Below are 22,416 nucleotides of genomic sequence, written 5' to 3' on the forward strand. Positions count from 1 at the left end.
TAGGAAAATATTTTAAACCACTACCATTCAAAAATATTCAAACTAAATATATGCAATTAAAAAAATCTCTTTTGTGTGGTCTTGCCTTCATGATGAGTCACCTGTTATACGCTCAGACGGATGCCGATGAACTGGCCAAAGCCTTGCAAAACCCATTAGCAAGCCTGATCAGTGTCCCTTTTCAGGGCAATTTTGACTACGGCATCGGACCGAATGATGGTAACCGCCTTACGCTCAACATCCAGCCCGTGATTCCGAGGAGCATCGGTAAAGACTGGAACCTGATTGCGCGGGTGATCCTGCCGGTGATCTCACAAACCAATGTCTATGGAGAAAGCGGTACCCAGACTGGTCTGGGCGATGCCCTCATGAGTGGATTCTTTTCCCCAAAAGCACCTGCCGGAAGATGGATATGGGGAGTTGGTCCTGCCTTGCTGATACCCACAGCAACAAACGAACTGCTGGGAGGGAAAAAACTGGGCATCGGGCCTACCGCTGTGTTTCTGACACAATTTTCAGGTTTCACGGTAGGAGCTTTGGTAAACCATATCTGGTCTATTGCCGGAGATGAGGATCGGGCAGATATTAGTAGCACCTTCCTGCAACCCTTCATTGCTCGTAACTTCAGCGGTGGCTATGCGCTGGCGCTCAGTACAGAATTCTCACAAAACTGGAATGCCGAGCAGGCTTCAGGTACGCTCAATCTGGTAGGATCTAAGGTAATCAGTCTGGGTATGCAACCCGCGCAGATAGCCCTTGGTCCGAGGATTCCTTATGGAGAAGGTAATACTGCTGATTGGGGATTTAGGGCAGCTTTTACGCTGATGTTTCCGGCACGAAGATAAAACACATAATACTAGCCTAGCTTGAGTTTATAGCCACATGATGAAAAAAAATATAATGCTGCTTCTACTTATGTTTATCTCCATCAATTTCTGCCATGGGCAGGTCTTAATTTCTTTGCTGCTGGGAGACAAACTGAATTCTGACAAATTAGAATTTGGCCTGGATGGAGGACTGACTTTGACCAACATCAGCAACATACCTCAAAGTGAGAGTAGAGCGAGTTTCTTTCTGGGTTTTTACTTTGATATCGTCATCAGAAACCAATGGTCTATATATACCGGTCTTATGGCAAAATCCCCGATGGGTGCCAAGGGCTTAGCACCCTATGCCGTTGGAAATGATCAGCTAGATCAGCTTTTGGAAGCATCTTCCTTAGAGCGCAGACTAAGTTACATCAGTGTTCCTGTGATGATCAGGTATACTTTTCAGAATCATATTTTTCTGGAAGGAGGTGCTCAGGTAGGTTTACTGCATAATGCAGAAGATGAATTTTCTGGTAGTTTACAGAAAGAAGATGATCTGCTGTATGAGCATGATATCATAGATCAGTACAAAAGGCTGGATTTTGGATTATCTGCTGGTGTAGGTTACAAATTGATGCAGGGGGAAGGTATCAGCCTAGGACTAAGATACTATGGAGGATTGGTAGACATACAAAAAGAGGGAGGTGCAGCTATACGGAATAATGCGCTGTACATTTTTGCCAACATCCCTATCGGAGGAGTAAAAGACAAAGAGGCTTTAAACGAATAAGTATGCTGAGTATCAGCTTAAAAAATACTCAGAACAGAACTTGGCGTTTTCGGTAAGCGTAGCCAGTTTCTTCTCAATCTGAATTATAATTTTATGGAATTCTTTGATCGTAATAATATAAGGTAAAAAAACACTGATATGCGATTTTATCTTTTCATTCTCTTAAGCATAGCGATCATCAGATGCAGCGCTGTACAAAAGTCCAATTCTTTTCAAGAAAACGATAAGGATATGAGTCAATCTATACAGTTAGGAGAAAACGAAAAAATCTATTGGGTCAACAGTCTGAAAGCTCCCTGCGAAGGCATAGCCCCTATGCACTGTCTACAGGTACAGCAGGGAAAAAGCATGCAGGAAGACAAGTGGGAGCTTTTTTATGCCTCTATTGAAGGCTTTGACTTTGAGGCCGGCTACGTCTATCAGCTGGTAGTCCGGGAGGAAAACTTACCTGCAGCACAGGTTCCGGAGGACGCCTCTTCCATCCGGTACAGCCTGGTCAGAATCATAAGCAAGGAAGGAGATTCTAAAATCAGGCTGCATGATATCTGGGTGCTGGAAAGCATGGAGGCTGAACCCATAGATGAAAGCAAAATCAATGACCGTCCCCGATTGGAGATCCACTTACCGGAGATGCGTGTCATGGGCTTTGATGGCTGCAACAATTTTAATGGCAGCATTAAGCAGGTAGACAGTGCTCAATTGGTCTTCGGGCCAATTGCGGGTACCCGGAAGCTGTGTAACCAGATGGATGTACCTGATCAGTTCAATGCCTTATTGAATCAAGTGAATTCCTATAAGGTGGAAAACCTCAAATTGTACCTGTACAATAAGCAGGGAAATGAAATTCTATCTTTTCAGAAAACAGACTGAGTAAAAGAAAACGCCTGACCTATGAAAAAATACACCATTTATCTCACATGCATACTTCTGCCCTACAGCCTATTGGCGCAGGAAGAAGAAGTTTACTATGATCCCATTGCGGTCCTTATTCTTGACCGTATGAGCGAAGTTATAGGCGACTTAAATTCCTGTAGTTTTACGCTCCATACCTCTTATGATCTACAGGATAGTACTTTCTTCATCCCCATTCACGGACTGGGTTTGGTGAAGTATTTTAGTGTGGATGAAGTCTATCTGGTAGGTCCAGATAAAATGCTGGTGAATAGCAATGGTGACCGGGGGCATAGAGGTTATTGGTACAGCGGAGACACCTTAACTTTCTATTCTTACACTGAAAACAATTTTGCCAGGGTGGATGCACCGGACAGCAGCATCCTGGAGACGATTTATACCATTCATGATCAATATGGGATAGATTTTCCCGCAGCTGATTTTTTCAACCCCTACTTTACGGATGATCTGCTTTTTCAGAGTAATCAATTACTTTTTATGGGCAGCAGTATGATCAATGGAAAAGATTGCTTTCGTATCATCGCGGCAGGTGAGGATAAAAATGTACAACTATGGATTTCTAATGATGCCCTTACGCTGCCTCAGAAAATGGTGATCGTATATCTGCATCAGGAAGACAGTCCTCAGTATGAAGTGACGTTCTCTGACTGGCAGCTTAATCCTGATTTGCCTTCTGCCCTTTTTGAATTCTCTCCTCCTCCCAGGGCCGCGGAAATCACCTTGGTTCCGAAGAACGCCAAAGCTTTTCTTAATTCAAATTAATTCGTATGAAGATGACATTCATATCAATTCCGGTAACCTATTGGAGTGTTGTACTTCTCATATTACTTCTTGCTCCTTTATATACCAATGGGCAACGATTGAATCGTAGCACTGCCTCGCGAACCAACAGGACGGCAGCGACACCTGCTGTATCAAGAAATACCGCTGCGAATCATCATTCTATCAATGGTGGGAGTAGAAAGTCTACACAACGTAATGTTTCTACAAGGAGCAGCAGAAACACCAATAGTACCATATCGCGAAACAGAAATACTAACATTAATGGTAACCGGGTAAACATTGACAATAGCAGTAGAAACGTCAATGTTAATATTAATCGGGATATACATGTCCATAACCATCAGCACACCGTAGTAGTACATAATTCCAGGCCATACTACAGGCCTCCTTATGTATGGGGAGGATTCAGTTTTTATGCTTATCACCCGTACTATTACCATCCTTACCGTCCCTACTACTGGGGGCCGATATGGCATCCCTGGGGCTTTTTTGTGGCAACCCTGGCTGCTACTGCTATTATCATCACTGTTGAGAACCAAAAGTATCATTACGACCAGGGAGTTTATTATGTACAGAGCAATGGAGGCTACACTGTAGTACAGGCACCTGTGGGTGCTACGATCAAGGTCTTGCCGGAAAATTCACAAACAGTGGTCGTCAACGAGACCACCAATAACTATTATTATGGTGGAACCTACTATGAAAAAGCAGATGGTGGCTACACTGTTGTACCTCCAACAGCAGGTACAGTAGTAGAGCATCTGCCTGAAGGTGGTGAAGAAGTCAAAGTTGGCGAAGTGACTTATGTAAAGTTGGGTGAGGCTTATTATCAACCTGTTCAGGTAGATGGAAAGGATATGTACGAAGTGGTGGATGTAAAGGAGGAGGAAGAATAAATACTTGTAATCTAGGTATCATTAAAACCGATTGTTTTGAAAAGGCTACTTACTATTTCACTTATGCTCTGTATAATTTCCCATTTTGGATATGCACAAAAGGACTCTCTTGTGCTGACGAATGGAGATATATTGGTTGGAGAAGCTAAAGATATGGACAGAGGTGTCCTCACTTTTGAGACAGATTATAGCGACAGCGACTTCAAGATTGAATGGGAAAAAATTGAAAAGATATACACTGACACCTATTTCCTGATCACCTTAATGGATGGCAGAAGGTTTAACGGGAGTATTTTCAGTACTGATAGTTTAAATGTGAATATCATCACGAGGGATGTTTTTGAGAATGCCTCCCGGGAGAGCATTGTCTTTCTTAAATCAGTGGATTCAGGCTTCTGGAGCAAGTTATATGCATCATTAGACATAGGTTATAGTAAGACCAAGGCTAATAACTTACAACAGTTTAGTGTAAGAAGCACCTTTGGCTATATCGCAGAAAGGTGGTCATCAGATGCCAGCTACAACAATATTCGTTCATCACAGGATGATGTTGAAGATGTACAGCGCCTGGATGCCAAAGTTAGCTATCGTTTCTTTTTGCCCAATGATTACTTTTTGTTGGCACAGGTATCGTGGCTGTCCAATACGGAGCAGAATATCACGCTTCGTACCATAAGCAAAATAGGGCTGGGCAAATACCTGATTCACACCAACCAAACGTACTGGGGAGTGCAGGGAGGGGTATCTTTCAATAATGAAGATTTCTCCAACGAGACCTCAACCAGACAAAGTGGTGAAGGCTTTATTGCCACTGAGCTGAATATGTATGATATCGGCGATCTAAACCTGCTTACCAATGTGATAGTGTATCCCAGCCTGACACAAAGCGGGCGCTGGCGTATTGACTACACCTTTGATACCAAGTACGACCTGCCTCTGGACTTCTATATCAGGCTGGGATTTACATTGAATTATGACAATCAGCCGGTAGAGAATGCCAGCAAAACAGATTATGTGTTTCAAACAACTTTTGGATGGTCGTTGTAGACGGGACTAAAAGACAACAAAAGATATTAATCTCAAAACAACAAATTTATGTTACAGACCCTTAGCAAAAACTGGTGGATGCTGTCACTCAAAGGAGCATTGTTATTGCTCTTTGAAATTTTTGCATTCATCAATCCGACACTTACCGCTGCCAGCCTGGCCATATGGTTTGCCGCTCTCATCATCGCTGATGGCATTTTTACCATTATAGTGGCTCTACGTAGCTGGCAGGAGAAAGAAAATAAATGGCTATTCCTGGCTGAAGGCTTGATCAGCCTGATTTTGGGCTTATTACTCTTCATTACACCCGGCGTTATATTAATCATCATCTCCTTTACCATTGCCTTCTGGTTTATCTTCAGTGGCATTAGTCGCATAGGTATGGCCATCCAGCTTCGCAAAGAGATAGAAGGGGAGGGGTGGTTGATCTTGGGCGGGGTATTAACGGAAAGGAAGAGCCTTGAGCAACGCTGGTGTAACTAAAGCAAAAGAACAGGAACTGGCCTGATCTTACTTGGGGTAAGTCATATACCCTTACAGATTCAATGATAATCATTTACTTTTTCTTCATCCTTAACCTCTTATTATACTATGAAAAATACTTGTATACCAACAGGATTATCCTACCTCATTCTGATACCTCTCTGGGTACTTGCAGCCTGTAGTCCTTCTACTAACATTACAGCCTCCTGGAAAAATCCTGATGCTGAAGCCAACAAATCAGATATTCAGGTAGCTGCACTTACCCGAAATATGGCCGCTAAAACAACAGTGGAAAGAGAACTTACTGCTGAACTCAGAAACGCAGGACTGGATATTACCACAAGTGGAGAATTATTCGCTCCTAATTTTACCGACGATATCAGTGCCAGCAAAGAAGCCTTGCTTTCTAAAATCAGAGAGAATGGCAATGATGCAATATTAACGGTTACTTTATTAGACCAGCAGACAGAAACCCGGTATGTGCCGGGAAGTTCTACTTATGCACCTACGGTGAGCTATGGATTTTATGGGGGCTTTTACAGCTATTACAACTACCGTTATCCGGTGGTATATGACCCTGGCTATTATACCCAGGATAAAACCTATTTTTTAGAGACCAATCTTTATGATGTGCAAACTGAAGAACTCCTTTGGTCTGCTCAATCTAAAACTTATAACCCCACTAACCTGGACAAGTTCGCTGAAGAGTTTGCTAAAATAACCGTTGCCAGGCTCAAAAGCGAAGGATTGATTTAGTACATGAAATGTCATTTTTCTCAACCTAAATAAATCAGTAATGAAAACCGCACTTACGTTACTTATGACACTTTTCCTGCTCACTTCACTGACTGGAGTGCAAGCCCAGGACTTAGGTAGTATGCTTACCCAGATTGCTGATGGGATTAAACCGGAGGCTTTTAGCGGAAAATTTAACAAAAACAAAGATGAATGGAAGGAAAGGGCAGCCTCATTGTATCCTAGCGACCTTTCAGCGGTGTCTGACCAGGTAGGAGGTCTTTTGAAAGGTCTCAAAGGCAATGCATTGGCAAAGGGAGTAAAAAAAGACTTACTCAATGGGCTGGCAAACATAGGTAGTCTGTTTGATGTGGGCAAATTACTTAGTTCATTGGTAAAGGGAATTAATCCTTCTATGCTTACTGGTATTTTTGCCAATAACAAAGACTTACTGACCAGAGGATTAGAAATGCTGGGCGACTAGCCTTAGTAGTAGAGCGAAAGGGAGGGTGACATTCAACCTTCCTTTCTTCTCCATCCACTTTACGATATTCATACTCAGGTTTTGAGTAACAATTTCTGACACAATTTTAACCTTTTAATAATATAACGATGAAAACAGTATTTAACACTTTCGCAATGACCTGCATTTTTACTTTCGCTATCGGCATGCTGGCCCAGACATTCGCACAATCTTACAAAAGTGAAACGGAGCTGATTCAGGATGTATGGGGCATGGAAAAGCAGGAAATCATCAAAGAATATATGGAACTAAATGAACTGGAAGCCCAGGCTTTCTGGCCTATCTATGAAGAGTATGCAGAGAAAAGAAAAAAAATAGGAGCAGAAAAAATAGATATTATTATGGAATATGCCGCTAATTATACCAATATGGCGGATAAGAAAGCTGCTGATATTACGAATGGAATTTTCAAGAATAATATGAAGCTGGAGAAGCTACAGAAAAAATACTACGGCAAACTGGCTAAGGTGATTGCCCCGGTAAGGGCGACAGAGTTTATGCAACTGGAAAAGTACCTTGACAATGCCATGAGCTATGAGTTGCAAAACAATATTCCTTTTCTCAAGGAAGTAGATAAACTCAAAGATTCATGAACAATGGCTGTGGAAGATAGAGGGTATTTTGAGGAGGGGTTTGCAATGTCAAATTTTGATTGACTTGGGAAAGCCTGATGATTCTACCCATTGGATAAGTACAAAAGGAGTTGCTGACTCATCTAGGTGCCCAGGTATTTACTTATTATACAGTAGATATCGCTGTAGGGCTAAACATAGTATAGATAGTTAAGGCAGCTCCTTAAGCTGATCTTAAATTATACAGTAACTAATCTGATAAATGATCCGGTAATAGGCATTATCTTAAAATACCAATGCACTGTGGTTCCTGGTAAGCTCTTAAACGAATGAATAAAATGCGAGCAGATAGCGCACAGGTTTTTTTAAAAAAAATACCAAGGATAATGTTCTGGGTGGTGAGTGGAGTTATTGCTTTACTCAGTATATGTATGCTGATACTGTTAGTATTAAATTCATCATCTTTCCTTCGCAAGCAGGGACTTAGGAAAGTTGAAAGTTATACCGCCAGTAATTACCATATTGATATTACTATAGGAGACCTCTTTTTTTCCAAACTCAATACGATCAAAGTTGAACAACTCCTACTCAGGGATAAAAAATCTGATACTTTGATGTTTGTGGGTGCTGCAGAATTTGAGTGGAGTCTGTCATTCCTTTTTAGTAAAGAGCTTAAACTCAATACATTTCAAACTGAGCGTTTATTTGTCAGATTAGTCCGCGAAGAAGGGGATGTGCTTTTTAATTATGAACAGCTCCTTACTGGAGTTAACCCTTCGCAAAGTAAATCAACGTCTGAAGCTGAGGAAGAGAATGAGGCCTGGAAGTTTAGTCTGGGTGACATAAGCATACAAAATGCTGATGTTTTTTTCAAAGACTTGCCAGGCGGAACCGTATTCAGTTTTCGTACACTTAACACAAAAGCCTCCTTTGGTGAATTTGATACCGATCGGCTATCATTTATGATGGATACCCTTTTTACGACCAATACGGCGCTAGCAATGAGTTCTCTTCCTTCCAGCTTACCAGCAGATTCTTCAGACACTTCACCGACAAATCTGCCTGACTTTCAAATAAAACAATTTGAAGCCCATGCCTTGAATTTGTTTTTTGAAGACAAACTGGAAGCTTATACAGTAAGCATCAAAAATGCTGAAGCAAGAGCAGCCTTTGAGGCGATGAACTTGAATGAGCAGCACCTGGCGATCTCTTCAATCATGCTTGATGAAACTTTAGTGGAGTACACTATCTTACCACAAACGTATACATCTGCGAAGCCGGTAGCAGGATCAGATGAAGAAACTGTAGTCCCTGTATGGAACATAGACGTAAATGAAGTGAAGGTCAGCAAATTTGATTTGGCCTACATTGATCCAAGCAAGGCTGAACCTTCTTTTCCCTCAGAGGTAAAAGCATTGCATACTCATATAAAAAACATCTCATTTGAAACAGACCGACTGGTAAAAATGGAGTTAGCAGATTTTGGTGCCTCACTTTCTGACTTACAAATCCACCAGTTGGCCGGAAAAATCGCGTGTACTCCTTCACAAAGTCAGATTGACAGCTTCTTTTTCAACATAGAAAATAGTCGGCTACAGCTCAATCTAAAAGCAGGAATAGGCTGGGGTAATTATGAGCAATGGAAACAGGCAGGTCACGCTGTTTCCATGCGTTTGGACGATATTATGTTGGTTCCTGCTGATTTTCATGCACTGATTTCAGAGACTAGGCCTGCTTTAGAAATAGATTCATTGAAAGGAACATTAGAGATACAAGGGACCACACAACAGCCAGTGCTGCATAAAGCTCAACTGCGAAGCAACACAGGTTCAAGCTTAGATATCAAAGGCCATATTGATTTGAGTCATACACAACCTGAGTTTGAACTACAACTGCAGGAATTATTAATTGGGACCAAAGAACTTCAGTATATGCTGTCACCACTGGTAGCACAAATGAAGATAGGAAAAGTAGAAAGGCTGATGTTGCAGGGAAATTCAAGCGGAATTAATGGTAAGTATCGGACTGAGCTTTGTTTTTTTGACGGAATAAATGAAGGAAAAGTATCAGCAGAAGTAGATGGTACCTCATCTCTCTATGGTTTTCAGGTGGACCTGTCCGTTCCCATCTTTAAAACGCATCATTGGGTGGAAGATGCAAAACTACCTGAGCAGATGAGCCTGGACGCCTCGGTGCAAGGAAGTACAGATTTAGATCAGCATAATTATTCCAGGTTTGAAGCTCAGGTGTATTCTCTACTTTATCCTCAGCATAAATATCAAAACATATATCTGGAAGGAAGCTACACCGATGATAGTCTTTCCTTTACCGCAAATAGTCTGGACGAATGGGCACAGATTGGTCTTTCGGGCAAAATGGAACACAGTCAACCTTCTCAAAAATTCACAGTAGAAGGAAATATTAACCGGCTGGAGTTACAGCCCTTTTTAAACTGGCCGGAACCACTCAGACTCCAGACTACCCTAAATATTGCAGGACAATTTAAGGATTTGGATAATGCCGGACTGGATATCCTTATGCATGACTTTTCCTTGGCGCAGGACACCTCAAATATTAGTTTTCAGAAGATTTACAGCCAGCTTAACATAGACACCTTCTCCACAACTTATCATTTGAAGGCTGATTCTATAAACTTTGATTTTCAGGCTGAAGCTTCTTTAAACTCTTTTTTGGATAGCTTGCAAAAAGCTACTGCAATCTACCAGGCAAACAAATCAAACCCAGATGAACATTCTACTCTTCCTCTGCCCTCATTTAGTGCAAGCACACATTCAGGAAAAGCCTTTTCTATTGGGCAGTTGGCTTCTGTGGGGCGTTGGAACTTTAAAGTAGCATGGGATCACACAACGCAGAAAATGAACCTCACTTCTGACCTGGATTCTCTGCACTATGATATTTTTCATCTTTATCATTTACGCAATAATATCAACGGAAATCTGAATCAGTTTAAGCTCAACTCCGAAATTGACAGTCTTAGGGTATATGATATGAGTATTGGTAAGGTCTCAGTAGAAAGTGAGAGTGAAGGCAGCAATGTGAACCTGAGTCTTCTTCAGCGAGATGATAGCGATACAGTAAATTTTTCGTTGGGCACCCAATGGAAACTCTTTGAAAACGGCATTAGCTTCAGGCTAGATACTTCTCAACTCATCTATGCGGGCAGTCCATTCCATGTGAATACGGATAATTATCTCTCACTGATTGATAATAAGCTGCTAGGTAAGTTGGATATAGGGCGTAATGAAAGTAAAATCCATTTTCGCTCTACCAGGGACAGTTCTTCTGCTGAGCTGTTACTTCAAAATCTGGACTTAGGTACGTATGATGAAAACATACAAAAGGCAGTGGTCAATGGTGATCTTCAAGTGCACTATGATGGAATGAAGATAGATGGACAGCTTTCTTTGGACAGCCTGCAAATATTTCGTCAGCACCTCCCTGCATATGCTCTGGAATTTTCGGCAAATAAGGATTCACTTCAACAAAATTATGAGGCCATACTTCATGAAGATAATGTGAAAATATTTGAAGTTCATGCTCAACAAGACGACTCTGCTACACTGGAAGGTTTAGCACAATTGCATAAACTTAATTTGGCCAGTTTACAACCTTTTTTTTCAGACCAACTGGATACGTTAAGAGGTGTATTAGACGGAAGTGCAGATTGGTATACTCATGAAAATAAGCTTAATCTAAGGGGGGTGGTCAATGTAAACCGGTTGGCGCTAAAGCCCCGCCTGATGGATAATGTATTCTATATAAATGATGAACAAATTGTCTTTACACATGATGAAATATTCCTTGATACATTTACAGTGCTGGACGATCGGCAGCAGCCCTTTGGTATAGATGGAAATATCAGTTTGAGCAAGACATCTGATCCTGCGTTTTTTTTAAAGTTCAGTAGTAGCAACTTCAGGCTTTTTGACATACCCAGGGATGCATTAGGCTTTTTTTCAGGCAAAGGGTGGGTAACCTCTGAGCTTAGCCTTAGCGGGAGTGCCAGCAGGCCCCAGCTTTCAGGTACTTTGAAGGTAGATAAAAACACACAAGTTCGTTTTGTATCGGAAGATGAAGTATTGGATTACCAGCAGCAGAACGATGTGCTGATATTCAGAAGTGAAGTGGAAAAAAAAGATAGTACGGAGCTGTTGAGTAGCGGGAATCAAAAAACGGATTTGCTAGATGAGATGGTTATAGATTTGGATGTAAGTGTTGATCCCAGCTTCAGTACGCATTTCATCCTGAACCAGTCAGCTCGTAATGATGCGAAAATGTGGGGAGGAGGAAATTTTAGCTTGAAGAAAATGCCCAAAAAAGACCTTAGTTTAAATGGTATATATTTACTCAAGGAAGGTGAGATACAAATCATGACTCCCTTGTTTACCAGCAGAAAACTCCGGATAAAAGAGGGAAGCACAGTTACTTTCAATAATGATCCCTATAAACCGGTACTCAATATTGAACTGGAGTACCAAACCTATGCCTCAGCAAGTGCATTTTTCCCTAATAACAGCCGGGCTGCGCCAAGTATGAAGTTTGACGTACAGATATTGGTACAGAATACGATGGAAGACCTCAAACTTGCCTTTGACTTTAAGGTAAACGATCCTGATGTTCAGAATGCCCTCAACACTTTTAGCAAGGAAGAAAAAGAAATCCAGGCACTGAATCTCCTGTTTTTTAACAGTTTTTATGTAGAGGGAGGAGGAGGTTTTTCGGCACGTACCGAGGCAGAAATGCTGGTAGCAAACCAACTCAACCGTATTGCCAACGAAAAAATTAAAGGCGTGGACCTCAACTTCCGCTACGAAAACTCGGGTACTGATCTGGAAGGAAACTCTTCAAATCAAAGTGATCTGGCTTATGAACTGAGCAAACAGCTCAGCAATCGTTTGACTCTCAGGCTGGGTGGATATGTGAATACCCCCCAGAGTGATAGCCGTGGCGAGAACTTAATTGGTGATATTGTCTTAGAATACTATCTCGGTGAGAAAAAGAAGAACTACCTCAAAATATTTCGCCAAAACAGCTACGAAGGTTTTTTTGAAGGAGATGTGGACATAGGCGGAATAGGAATAGTAATTGAAAAAAATTATCATAACCTAAGGGAGATTTTTAAAAATAAAACACATGAGTAAGGGCTTGAAATATAGCCTGGATACTGATCATAAGAGGGGGTACATTCTATTTTTTGCTCTTATACTTTTGTCTGCCTGCTCTACCACACGGTCTGTACCTGAAAAGGATTATCTTTACCTGGGGCATAAAAAGATAGAATTTGAACCAAAAGGAACAGATCTTCCTGCTTTGATATTGTCTGATATAGAGGAAATCGTTGATGATTCTCCTAATGGAAGTACCGCCCTGCTGCCCTTTCGTTTGCCAGTAGGGCTTTGGATTAACAATTTTACCTCTCCTGATGCCAAAAGTCCGGGGGGGTGGATGAATCGCCACTGGGCAAGACAGCCGGTGCTTTTATCTACTGTAAATCCTGAAATGAAGGTAAGGTTAATAGAAAGAAAATTGTCAGATGCAGGATATCTGAAGTCTCACGCTAATTACCAGCTTGATACATCAGCCAATAATAAAAAAGTAAAGGTGAGTTATATGGTCAAGCCGGGCAAAAGATATTATGTGGCCCATCTGCAATATCCCGAGCCTACTTCTTATCTTGACAGTATTCTTCATGATGAAAAAGGCAAAGGAAAACTTAAGGAAAATGATCCTCTGGTAATAGAAGCGCTCCTACAGGAAAGAGAAAGGCTAACAGAAGTACTCAAGGATCATGGTTTTGTAGACTTTCGTAAAGAGTTTTTACAGTTTGTCGCCGATAGTAGCGGACATAAAATAAATATTGAGTTGCGCTATGGCGAAACAGCAACCGATAGTTTGCTGCATTCTTACAGCATAGATAAGATTATAGTTTACCTGGATAAGGGAAAAGAAAATTCTTTTTTGGTAGATAGTACTAGTGTTGAAGGCATTATTTTCTACTATCATCAGCCATATGTAAAACTCAGTACGCTGGCAAAAGGTATTGCATTTTCTACAAAAGAAAAATATAGTCCTAAGGATGAAAATGACAGTTACAGCTATCTGAGTGCCCTGGGTATTTTTCGCACCATCAGCATAGACTATCAGAAAAAAAATAAACAAGACTTAGTGGATGTACTGATACAACTGGTTCCGCAGGAGAATATCAGACTGGCTTACGAAATGAATATGGTTTCTAAGTCCAATAATTTTGTGGGACCAGGTCTAAGCATCTCGTTGGGTCATAGAAATGCATTTGGCGGTGCAGAAAAGCTGAACCTCACGCTGGACTTCAATATTGAATGGCTGTTAGGGTATCAGGCAGACAGTCAGATCGGATTTAGCTCATATGGGCTGGGACTCAATCTGGACTTTCAAAAACCGGGTTTGATAATGCCTTTCTACTTTAAACCTAAAGATCCTTTCGCATACACTAAATTTGAAGCGGGAGTCAATCTACTCAGTCGGCTACAATATTACCGTATGATTTCCTGGAATACTGGATTTGAATACCACTGGAAAACCAGTAGAAGTCAGTCTTTTGAAGTGAAACCGCTGGATATTAGCTACACTCACCTGATCGAGACTACTCCGGAATTTGATTCGCTTCTTTTAGAAAACCCACTGATCAGAAGAAGCTTTGAGGAACAGTTTGTTTTTGGTGCATCCTTTACTTCCATTACCAATCATCTTTGGCAAAAAAATCATCAGTTTTATTGGGAGAATAGCTTTGAAACTGCTGGAAATCTGCTTAGTCTGCTCTCTGGCTTAGTTGGTGGAAAGCCAGAAGATGGCCTCTCCAGAGCAAAGGTGCTAAATAACCCCTATGCACAGTTTGTCAAATTTTCTACAGATTTTCGTTACTATTTTCATTTAATGAATAAACAGCGACTGGTAAGCCGTTTATTTGTAGGTATAGGGCTACCCTATGGTAATTCTAATGTTATACCCTATTTCAAGCAGTATTTTTCGGGTGGCTCCAATAGTGTAAGAGCTTTCAGAGCCCGATCATTAGGACCAGGCACCTATTACAACTCAAACCAGGATAATATTTACTACGAACAAACCGGAGATATTAAAATTGAGGCTAACGCAGAATATCGTTTTCCACTATCTTCGTTTTTTGCAGGAGCTTTATTTCTGGACGCTGGTAACATCTGGCTCCTTAACTATGACCCTGCCAGACCAGGAGGGCAATTTAGGTGGAATCGTTTTTTGGATGAAATGGCTATAGGCACTGGTGTAGGATTTCGATTGGATATAGATTTCTTCGTGCTAAGACTGGATTTTGGTTATGCCCTTAAGCAGCCTTACCGGCCAAAAGGGGATCGCTGGATTTTTGGGGCAGATAATTTTGACCCTTCCTATTTTCTTCACTTTGCCATTGGCTATCCTTTTTAGCATATATGCTTCTTAACAAATTAACTTTCAGCGTTTTATAAAATTACTATCATATATTTATTTGAGGATATGAAAATTGTGATTTTGTAGAGGCTGTTTGAGTGAAATTCAGTTAGATTATCGTTTGATATTAGCCCTAGTAACATATGTATTAGCACTCTCAGTGTTTCTTTCATCATCTTTGGAACACCTTCAAATGATTGGCTATCCATGCAATTGACTTTTATATGCCGAGACGGCTACTATCCACCTACCTTTGTGAATATCTACCTTAACTTTCCAACCTGATAACCCTCTCAATTAGATTCCAAAGAACTCTCCCGATCATTCCACGATGGACCGATCCAGTCTCCATACTACTAAAGTATCTCCAGCACAGGGCTGCTCCTTCAATGTAATAAGTTCCGGGCGTACTGCTCTTGTACCGGAGAGGATATCTTCAAAGGTGCTTTCATACCCTGCTTGCTTGTAAAGCAGCTTCTCGCAGATTGAGATTAGGATCAACAGAAGAGATGCACCCTACAATAGGCGGGTATATCCAACAAGCAGCTTCCGGCACTTTGATTAATGAATTTAGTCATTGTTATAGGGGTAAAACAAATATTGACTTTGAAGAGTATTCAAATACTTTTTTAACAAGGGAGGAGGGTTTTTTTTAGGGTAAGTCAATAGCACACGACCCTAAGTCATGTGCTATTTTGCTCACCAATGTAAAGTCTTTAATTATTTTATAGCTACAGTCGCGGCACTAAGATAATAGATTGTGCCTGATACAAGCTGTACTTCCCCACCTTCAGCATACAAGCCTAGCTGCTGGAAGTTTTCGTTGGGAAAAAAGATGTTGGTCATCACCGTTTTGCCCTCATCGGCAAATAGCTCTGCGGAAGCTACGTCAATGTAGAGATGCATTTTGATGGTATCAGAGATAGCTAATCTTGGCGCAGGGAATCGTCCGGCAAAGTCATCGGAGAAATCCATTTTACCGGCTTTCGTTCTGTCAAAATAATACTCCTGCTGCGCCAGATCGTAGCCTATGCGGACTTCTTCTCCCAGACTATTGGATAGAACTACCCCAAAATCTAAGCCTTCTGTACCCTCAGGAATTACAAATTCCAGCACAACTTCTTTGGCAGGTGTTTGCCAATCGGTAAATTCTGTAAGCGATAAGTCGGCTGAGATCCCTCTGGGTTCTAAGTTGTAAGTATCGGTTCTCAACTGTTGCAATTCGTCTACCGGCTGAGAGCTAAGCCTGATGCCTTCCGGGGTATCCATCAATTCCAGCTTACGGGCTATCGTCATGGCGCTGCGCCAGTTGTAGGTGGGCACAGTATCAGCATACTGCCAGTTGCTCATCCAGCCTAAAAAGATACGTCGGCCATCACTTTCAGGCACGTTTGACCAGCTCACCCCGGCATAGTTGTCTTTGCCATAGTCCACCCAAAGCGTTGTTTCTTCAGGATTGTCATTGCTAAAAGTTTCTCCGTCAAATTCACCCACGAAATATTGTGTAGCGGAGCCTCCATTGGGTCCACCAGGATTAATACTGAGCAGCATCACCCACTTTTCTTCCCCATTGACCATCAGAGGAAACAGATCGGGACATTCCCACACTCCGCCATGCGAGCCACTGTTTTCGCCAAACTCACTTTTAAACTCCCAGTTTTTCAGGTCAGGTGAATTATAAATGCGCACCCGATCGGCAGCAGCAAAGATCATCACCCACTTTTGCTCAGGCTCATACCAGAAAACTTTAGGATCACGAAAATCCTTGATGCCGGGGTTTTCCACCACCGGATTACCTTCGTACTTTTCCCAGGTCCGTCCACGGTCAGTACTGAAAGCGATACCCTGGGTCTGATAGTCGTTTCTTCCTGCTTTTTCACCTGCGGCATCATGGTAGGTGAAGATGGCGATCAGCGGAGGACTGTCAGCAGTACCCAGTTCAGAAGTATTCTCCAGATCGGCCACGGCACTTCCCGAAAAGATTGTTCCCAGACTGTCGGGATACAAAGCAATGGGTAAATGCTGCCAGTTGACCAGATCTTCACTCACGGCATGCCCCCAATGCATGGGGCCCCACACATTGCTGTCGGGATAGTGCTGATAGAAAAGATGGTATTCTCCATCGTAGTAGACCATGCCATTAGGGTCATTCATCCATTGTTCAGGAGGGGTAAAATGATAAAGAGGTCGGTGCTGTTCGCCTGTCAGCGTATCCTGAGCTGCCTGCGTATGTTGTTCGGCAGGCTCCGACTGGCAGGCCATGAAAAGAACGATTGGTGTTAGGAAGAGCAGTAGTCTCATTTTATTTTATTCAGATGTTTGAGGTCTATAGTCAATCAAGAGATTGAGATATGCCAAAGTTTAAATTTTGGCATATCTGGTTTATTTAATAACCTGGGTTCTGTACGTACAGCCCTTTGGTGAAATCTATTTCTCTCTGAGGAATCGGTAGATATTCATCCCTTCCCGCAGTAAACTCTGCATTAGTCAGATAATCCCGCTTGGTTCTTTCTTCGGCCAGATAGGCATTGAGTACAGGCTCCGCAATACCCCAGCGTACCAGGTCAAAGAAGCGTGGACTTTCCATGGCAAACTCCAGACGCCGTTCCCAGCGCAGCGCTTCCCGGGCATTTTCCTGTGTCCAGTTGATGTTCACGCCATCTACGTATTCTTCTATGCGGTAGTTGGAAGGATTGTTACCTTCTGCAGTTTGCAGCCTGTCTGTACTGGCTGCCGCTCTGGCACGCACCTGGTTGATCAAAGGCAGCGCCTCATTCTGACGACCTAATTCTATCAGCGCTTCGGCTTGCATCAGGAGCACATCAGCATAACGGATAAAGTCTATATTTTTGGATGTTCCTATGAAAGGTCCTTGCTTAAGGAAGCAAGCACAATCAGCCAACTGCTGCTCTTTCATGTTGCCGAAAAAGCCATATACACCCGGGTCTCTGGCCCAGCTTTCCTGATAAAGAAAATCAGGATTATACTTAAATGGATGACCCGGCACGCCTACCGTATGGTCCAGACGAGGATCTACCCCATTGGTCTGGAAATCTTCGGGATCAATCATATCCTCCTCATTGAAGGTATCAAACAGTGGCAAGCCATCTTCATCGGTCTTGAAGGCATTGACCATGTTCTGGCTGGCATAGTGGAAACCGCAGCAGCCATATTCAGGTGCACCATGCGGAGAGTTCAGGCCGGTTACAAAAGAGACCCGTCCGGTAGTGGTCCCATCTGCAATAGAAAACTGTGCCGCGAAGATGGACTCAGGTCCATTGTCAAAACCATCCAGAAAGTTTTCGGCAAAGTCAGGCTGTAAGCTGTACTGACCTGAGTTAATCACATCCTGTGTCAACTGAACTACTTCCTCAAGTCGTGAGGTATTGATATTCGTGACCTGATGGTTTTCATCCTGCTCATAAGCCTGATATAGACGAACTTTTGCAAGATAAGCCTTAGCCGCTAACTGATTGGCTCTGCCCACTTCGGGCTGGGTTTCCGGCAGATTGTCTATGGCAAACTGAAAATCTTCGGCAATCTTATTCCACAATTCATCATTGGTATATTCACGGTTAGAAGTTTCCAGGATATCTTCAGCAGACATAGTCTCGTCAATATAGGGAATGTACTTGAAAAGCTGCTTGAGCATGAAGTAAGAGTGTCCCCTCAGGAAGCGTAGCTCTCCGGTACGCGTAGCTTTCAGGTCAAAGTCTTCCGTTTCGTTGATGGCCTGCAGCGCAAAATTGGTTCTGGAAATTGCCTTGTAGTGATTGGTAAAGGTCAGCGGACCCATCCAGTCATCTCCGGTTTGAGGTTGTACCAGATTGTACTGCTCCAGGAAATGAATGTCGATGACATCGGATACACCTCCTCCTGCTTTGTAGGCATCATCTGATCTGACGCTACCATACACCCAACTGCTGGTGATGGGTCCGATCATCTCATCATTGGCAATGCCTGCGTAGGCAGCCGTAACCAAACCTTCTATGTTCTCAGGCGCGGCTACATTTTCAGAAGATAATACGCCTTTGGGTTCGTACTCCAGAAAGTCGTCATTACAGGACAGAAGTAAGCTAGATGCTACTGCGAATGTATATAGAATATTGAGTTTCATGATTAATTCATTTGGATTGAACACTAGGGTTTACAAACTTAGGTTGAGGCCTATAGAATACACAGAAGGCACAGGGATAGCATTAATATCTCTGCGTTCGGGGTCAGGTCCGCCAAACTCGCTGCTCTTAAGCCAGAACAGATTTTCAGCTTGTACATAAAATCTTAGGTTGCTTACCGGCCCCAGGTTTTCTAAGGTTCCATCGGATAAGCTATAGCCTATTGATAAGTTTCTGAGCTTAAAATAAGAGTTGTTGACAAACAGATAGTCAGAAGTTCTGGTCTCATTATTTCCGTCAGAAAGCGTTAGTGCCGGAATCGTAGCGTTAGGGTTATCAGGCGTCCAGGCATTCAGCGTACCCGGTCCTACATTGTCTCTACCCCGGATAAACTCGTTGAGAAAGATATAATTGTCAAAGCCTCTGCGGCCGGATACGCCTGAGCCAAACAGAGAAAGGTCAAAACCGCGATAAGCCATGTTGATGCTCAGCCCATATTCCAGTTTGGGTAGCGTAGTACCAAAATACTCCTGGTCCAGCGCATTTACTACTCCATCTTCATTCAGATCTATATAACGGATTCTGCCGGGAGCGGCGCCTACCTGAGTAGCGTGGGCATCTACTTCTGCCTCATTCTGAAATAAGCCATCTGTACGAAAGCCAAATATGGCAAACTGAGACTCACCAAGTATATCCTGTTCGGCATTTCCGGCAAATCCGGTGCGTACCTCTTCCGGCAGTACAGTGATTTCATCGCGGAAGCTGCTGAAGTTAGTAGAGATAGTGTAGCTCAGCCCACTTTCCAGGTCATCGGTATAGCCTAAAGCGAGCTCCCATCCCTGGTTTTCTACCGTAGCTCCATTGAGCGTTCTCAGCACTCCTTCACCAGCCGCTGATGCCACCGGAGGAGTAATCAGGATATTGGTCGTTTCTCTGGTAAAATAGTCAAATGAACCTTGTAGCTTTTGTGTAAAGAATCCGAAGTCCACTCCGACGTTAAACTCGGTAGTGGTTTCCCACTGCAAGTCAGGGTTGGCTCCCTGTATGGAGACAAAGCCGGAAGGTAGCGTACCGGTATTATTTCCTGCCAGGTCGTAGGCAGTGCCTACATTATAAAACTGATCAAAGAAAAAGCCCGTCTGGCGTACCTGCTCCTGGGTAAGGCCGTAGCGAGGGGCAAACAGACCAAAGCGGGATAAGTCGCCAATGGATTGGTTGCCTACCTGACCGTAACCTGCTCTAAGCTTAAGTTGTGTAAGTATTTCTATGTCATCCATAAAACCTTCCTGATCAATTCTCCAACCTACTGTAGCCGCCGGAAAAATACCATAGCGGTTGTTGGCTCCAAACCTGGAAGATCCGTCTCTTCTGATGGTAGCTGAGGCTAAGTATTTGTCCTGAAAGCGGTAGCTGATTTTACCAAATTGTGAAAGCAGACGGCTTCCGGTACGATCTCCGGTATTGTTTCTTAAACCAGTAGCAGCATCCAGCACAAAGAAATCTTCTGTTTCTATGGCAAACTCCTGGGCACTGGCAGTAAGGAATGTCAGATCTGTTCTGACCGCTTCTACTCCTGCCAGAAAATCGAAGTTGTGCTCCCCCAGTTCCAGGTGATAAGTAATGGTATTGGAGAAAGTAAGGCTGAGGTAAGTGTTGTCCCGATGCTGTAAACTGTTGATCGTTCTGGAGATAAATCCATTGGATACCCTTGGCTCAATATTTTTTACACTTACTTCATTATAATCCACACCCAGGCTGCTTCTGAAGTTTAGCCCTTCGGCGATACCGATCTGCGCGAATACATTTCCCAGAAAAGAATTGCGATGGGTATTGTCCCAGCGGTTGATGTATTGCATGAGTAAAGGATTATTGCGGTCAGAATACCCTGAACCCAAAGGCCCGGCAAAATCTCCGTCAGCGGTATAAACCGGAATGGTAGGTGCCAACGTCACGGCCAGGCCGGGAGTAGGGGCAGAGCCTACATCGGGTGAAGCCAGTGTTTCATTGGAAGAGGCAAACTGTGTATTGACACCAAAATTCAATACATTATCAAATAAGTTGAAATTAGAATTGAGCTTGGCGGTATAGCGGTCGTAATTGGTATAAGCCAAAGTTCCTGTATTCTTAAGGTAGCCGATGTTGGCCAATAGAAAAGCATTTTCTGTTCCTCCTGAAACGGTCAAATCATTGTTGTATACATAGCCGGTTTCGTACATCACATCCTGCCAGTCGGTATCTCCGGCGGGTACATTCTGATTGCCTCCTACAAATGGTTGTACAGTCACACTATTGAGCACAGGATTATCAAAATCTCCATTCCAGTCAAAATCATAAATTTCTCCATAACCGCCGGTGGGGTCGGTACGATCGTTGACCGAGGCCTGCCACAGCGCTCTTCCTCTGCCTACCGCATCCAGCATTTCAAAGCGCTGCTGCCTTTCCGATAAGGCGGAAACATTAGAGTTGAACTGCACGCTAAATTTATTATCCCCACCTTTTACGCTGTTTCGGGTAGAGACGATCAGTACCCCGTTGGAGGCACGGGAACCATAAATAGAAGCAGCGGAAGCGTCTTTCAACACTTGTATTGATTCTATTACGCTGGGGTTCAGGCTGGCGAAAACCTCAGGGCGAGTGGTAGGCACTCCATCAATGATGTATAAAGGATTGTTATCCCCCAGGGTATTGGCTCCGCGTATGAGAATCTGCTGGTTGGTACCGGTAGGATCGCCCGAACGTTCAATGTACAATCCTGGAACGCGGCCTTGTAAGGCCTGAGCCGGGTTTCCCGAACTCATACTTTGTCCTTTGAGTGGTTCCAGTTCTACCACCGCTACTGCACCGGTAAGGTCCACTTTTCTCTCCGCCGTATAACCTACTACGACTACTTCTTGCAGCGACTGTACATCTTCCTGCAGGTTAACGTCAATGGTAGATTGATTACCTACGGGGATAGTTTGAGAAGCATAACCTACGGAAGTAAATAGTAGGGTGTCGGTTGAAGACACCCCCCCCAGGTTGTATTGGCCCATAATATCAGTAACTGTACCCTGGCTGGTGCCTTTAATCAGTACGTTGACGCCGGGAAGCCCTTCATTATTTTCATCGGTCACGGTGCCGGAAACCGTAGTGGTTTGGGCCCAGCTCTGATTCAGGCTGAAAAGAAAACAGATGACCAGCAGGCCTCCATACTTTTGCAGCACTTTGTGTAAAGCTTGCTTTTTCATAGTAAAAGTAGTTTAAAGTTGTTGATGAGAATTAAGGTTGATGATGACCAACCATCTTTGTAT

Annotated in this window: 16 protein-coding genes; 12 read left to right on the plus strand and 4 right to left on the minus strand. The window is 43.0% G+C overall.

Annotated features, from left to right (window positions below; translation table 11 throughout):
- Positions 1 to 50: 50 nt before the first annotated feature.
- The 12 genes from WJR50_RS26190 to tamL all read left to right on the plus strand — a co-directional run bounded on the left by WJR50_RS26190 (position 51) and on the right by tamL (position 15,008).
- Positions 51 to 845 carry a hypothetical protein gene (locus WJR50_RS26190; RefSeq protein ID WP_341296272.1) on the plus strand — a complete coding sequence of 265 codons (795 nt, stop codon included), beginning with the start codon at positions 51 to 53 and terminating at the stop codon, positions 843 to 845.
- A gap of 37 nt (positions 846 to 882) precedes the next feature.
- Entirely contained in the window at positions 883 to 1,599 is a 717-nt protein-coding gene (locus WJR50_RS26195; protein ID WP_341296273.1) for a porin family protein, read from the plus strand.
- A 231-nt stretch (positions 1,600 to 1,830) separates the two neighbouring features.
- Positions 1,831 to 2,469 (plus strand): DUF4377 domain-containing protein, encoded by a 639-nt coding sequence (locus tag WJR50_RS26200; protein ID WP_341296274.1) that lies wholly within the window; start codon positions 1,831 to 1,833, stop codon positions 2,467 to 2,469.
- Positions 2,470 to 2,490: 21 nt separating this feature from the next.
- Positions 2,491 to 3,273 carry a DUF2092 domain-containing protein gene (locus WJR50_RS26205; RefSeq protein ID WP_341296275.1) on the plus strand — a complete coding sequence of 261 codons (783 nt, stop codon included), beginning with the start codon at positions 2,491 to 2,493 and terminating at the stop codon, positions 3,271 to 3,273.
- An 11-nt stretch (positions 3,274 to 3,284) separates the two neighbouring features.
- Entirely contained in the window at positions 3,285 to 4,190 is a 906-nt protein-coding gene (locus tag WJR50_RS26210; RefSeq protein WP_341296276.1) for a DUF6515 family protein, read from the plus strand.
- Positions 4,191 to 4,253: 63 nt separating this feature from the next.
- Positions 4,254 to 5,237, plus strand: a complete 984-nt coding sequence (locus WJR50_RS26215) for a DUF481 domain-containing protein (protein ID WP_341296277.1) — start codon at positions 4,254 to 4,256, stop codon at positions 5,235 to 5,237.
- 48 nt (positions 5,238 to 5,285) lie between these two features.
- Complete coding sequence (locus WJR50_RS26220; protein ID WP_341296278.1) at positions 5,286 to 5,720, plus strand: HdeD family acid-resistance protein; 435 nt, start codon at positions 5,286 to 5,288, stop codon at positions 5,718 to 5,720.
- Positions 5,721 to 5,828: 108 nt separating this feature from the next.
- A complete protein-coding gene (locus WJR50_RS26225; RefSeq protein WP_341296279.1) occupies positions 5,829 to 6,476 on the plus strand; it encodes a hypothetical protein in 648 nt (215 codons plus the stop codon).
- Between the two features lie 40 nt (positions 6,477 to 6,516).
- Positions 6,517 to 6,939, plus strand: a complete 423-nt coding sequence (locus tag WJR50_RS26230) for a hypothetical protein (RefSeq protein WP_341296280.1) — start codon at positions 6,517 to 6,519, stop codon at positions 6,937 to 6,939.
- A 128-nt stretch (positions 6,940 to 7,067) separates the two neighbouring features.
- Positions 7,068 to 7,571: a hypothetical protein gene (locus WJR50_RS26235; protein WP_341296281.1), complete on the plus strand. Its 504-nt coding sequence runs from the start codon at positions 7,068 to 7,070 to the stop codon at positions 7,569 to 7,571.
- Positions 7,572 to 7,981: 410 nt separating this feature from the next.
- Complete coding sequence (locus WJR50_RS26240; protein WP_341296282.1) at positions 7,982 to 12,712, plus strand: translocation/assembly module TamB domain-containing protein; 4,731 nt, start codon at positions 7,982 to 7,984, stop codon at positions 12,710 to 12,712.
- On the plus strand, positions 12,705 to 15,008 hold the full coding sequence (gene tamL / locus WJR50_RS26245; RefSeq protein ID WP_341296283.1) for a translocation and assembly module lipoprotein TamL: 2,304 nt from the start codon (positions 12,705 to 12,707) through the stop codon (positions 15,006 to 15,008). Before WJR50_RS26240 ends, tamL begins: the two co-directional genes overlap by 8 nt.
- Before the next feature lie 324 nt (positions 15,009 to 15,332).
- Here the strand turns inward: tamL and WJR50_RS26250 are convergent, their stop codons facing one another.
- The 4 genes from WJR50_RS26250 to WJR50_RS26265 form a co-directional block, all read right to left on the minus strand.
- Entirely contained in the window at positions 15,333 to 15,512 is a 180-nt protein-coding gene (locus tag WJR50_RS26250; RefSeq protein WP_341296284.1) for a recombinase family protein, read from the minus strand.
- A gap of 219 nt (positions 15,513 to 15,731) precedes the next feature.
- Complete coding sequence (locus tag WJR50_RS26255) at positions 15,732 to 17,312, minus strand: glycoside hydrolase family 32 protein (RefSeq protein ID WP_341296285.1); 1,581 nt, start codon at positions 17,310 to 17,312, stop codon at positions 15,732 to 15,734.
- An 85-nt stretch (positions 17,313 to 17,397) separates the two neighbouring features.
- Complete coding sequence (locus WJR50_RS26260) at positions 17,398 to 19,128, minus strand: RagB/SusD family nutrient uptake outer membrane protein (RefSeq protein WP_341296286.1); 1,731 nt, start codon at positions 19,126 to 19,128, stop codon at positions 17,398 to 17,400.
- A gap of 30 nt (positions 19,129 to 19,158) precedes the next feature.
- Positions 19,159 to 22,353, minus strand: coding sequence for a SusC/RagA family TonB-linked outer membrane protein (locus WJR50_RS26265; RefSeq protein ID WP_341296287.1), 3,195 nt, complete (start codon positions 22,351 to 22,353; stop codon positions 19,159 to 19,161).
- Positions 22,354 to 22,416 lie beyond the last annotated feature (63 nt).

This window comes from Catalinimonas locisalis, assembly GCF_038039535.1.
GTDB lineage: Bacteria > Bacteroidota > Bacteroidia > Cytophagales > Cyclobacteriaceae > Catalinimonas.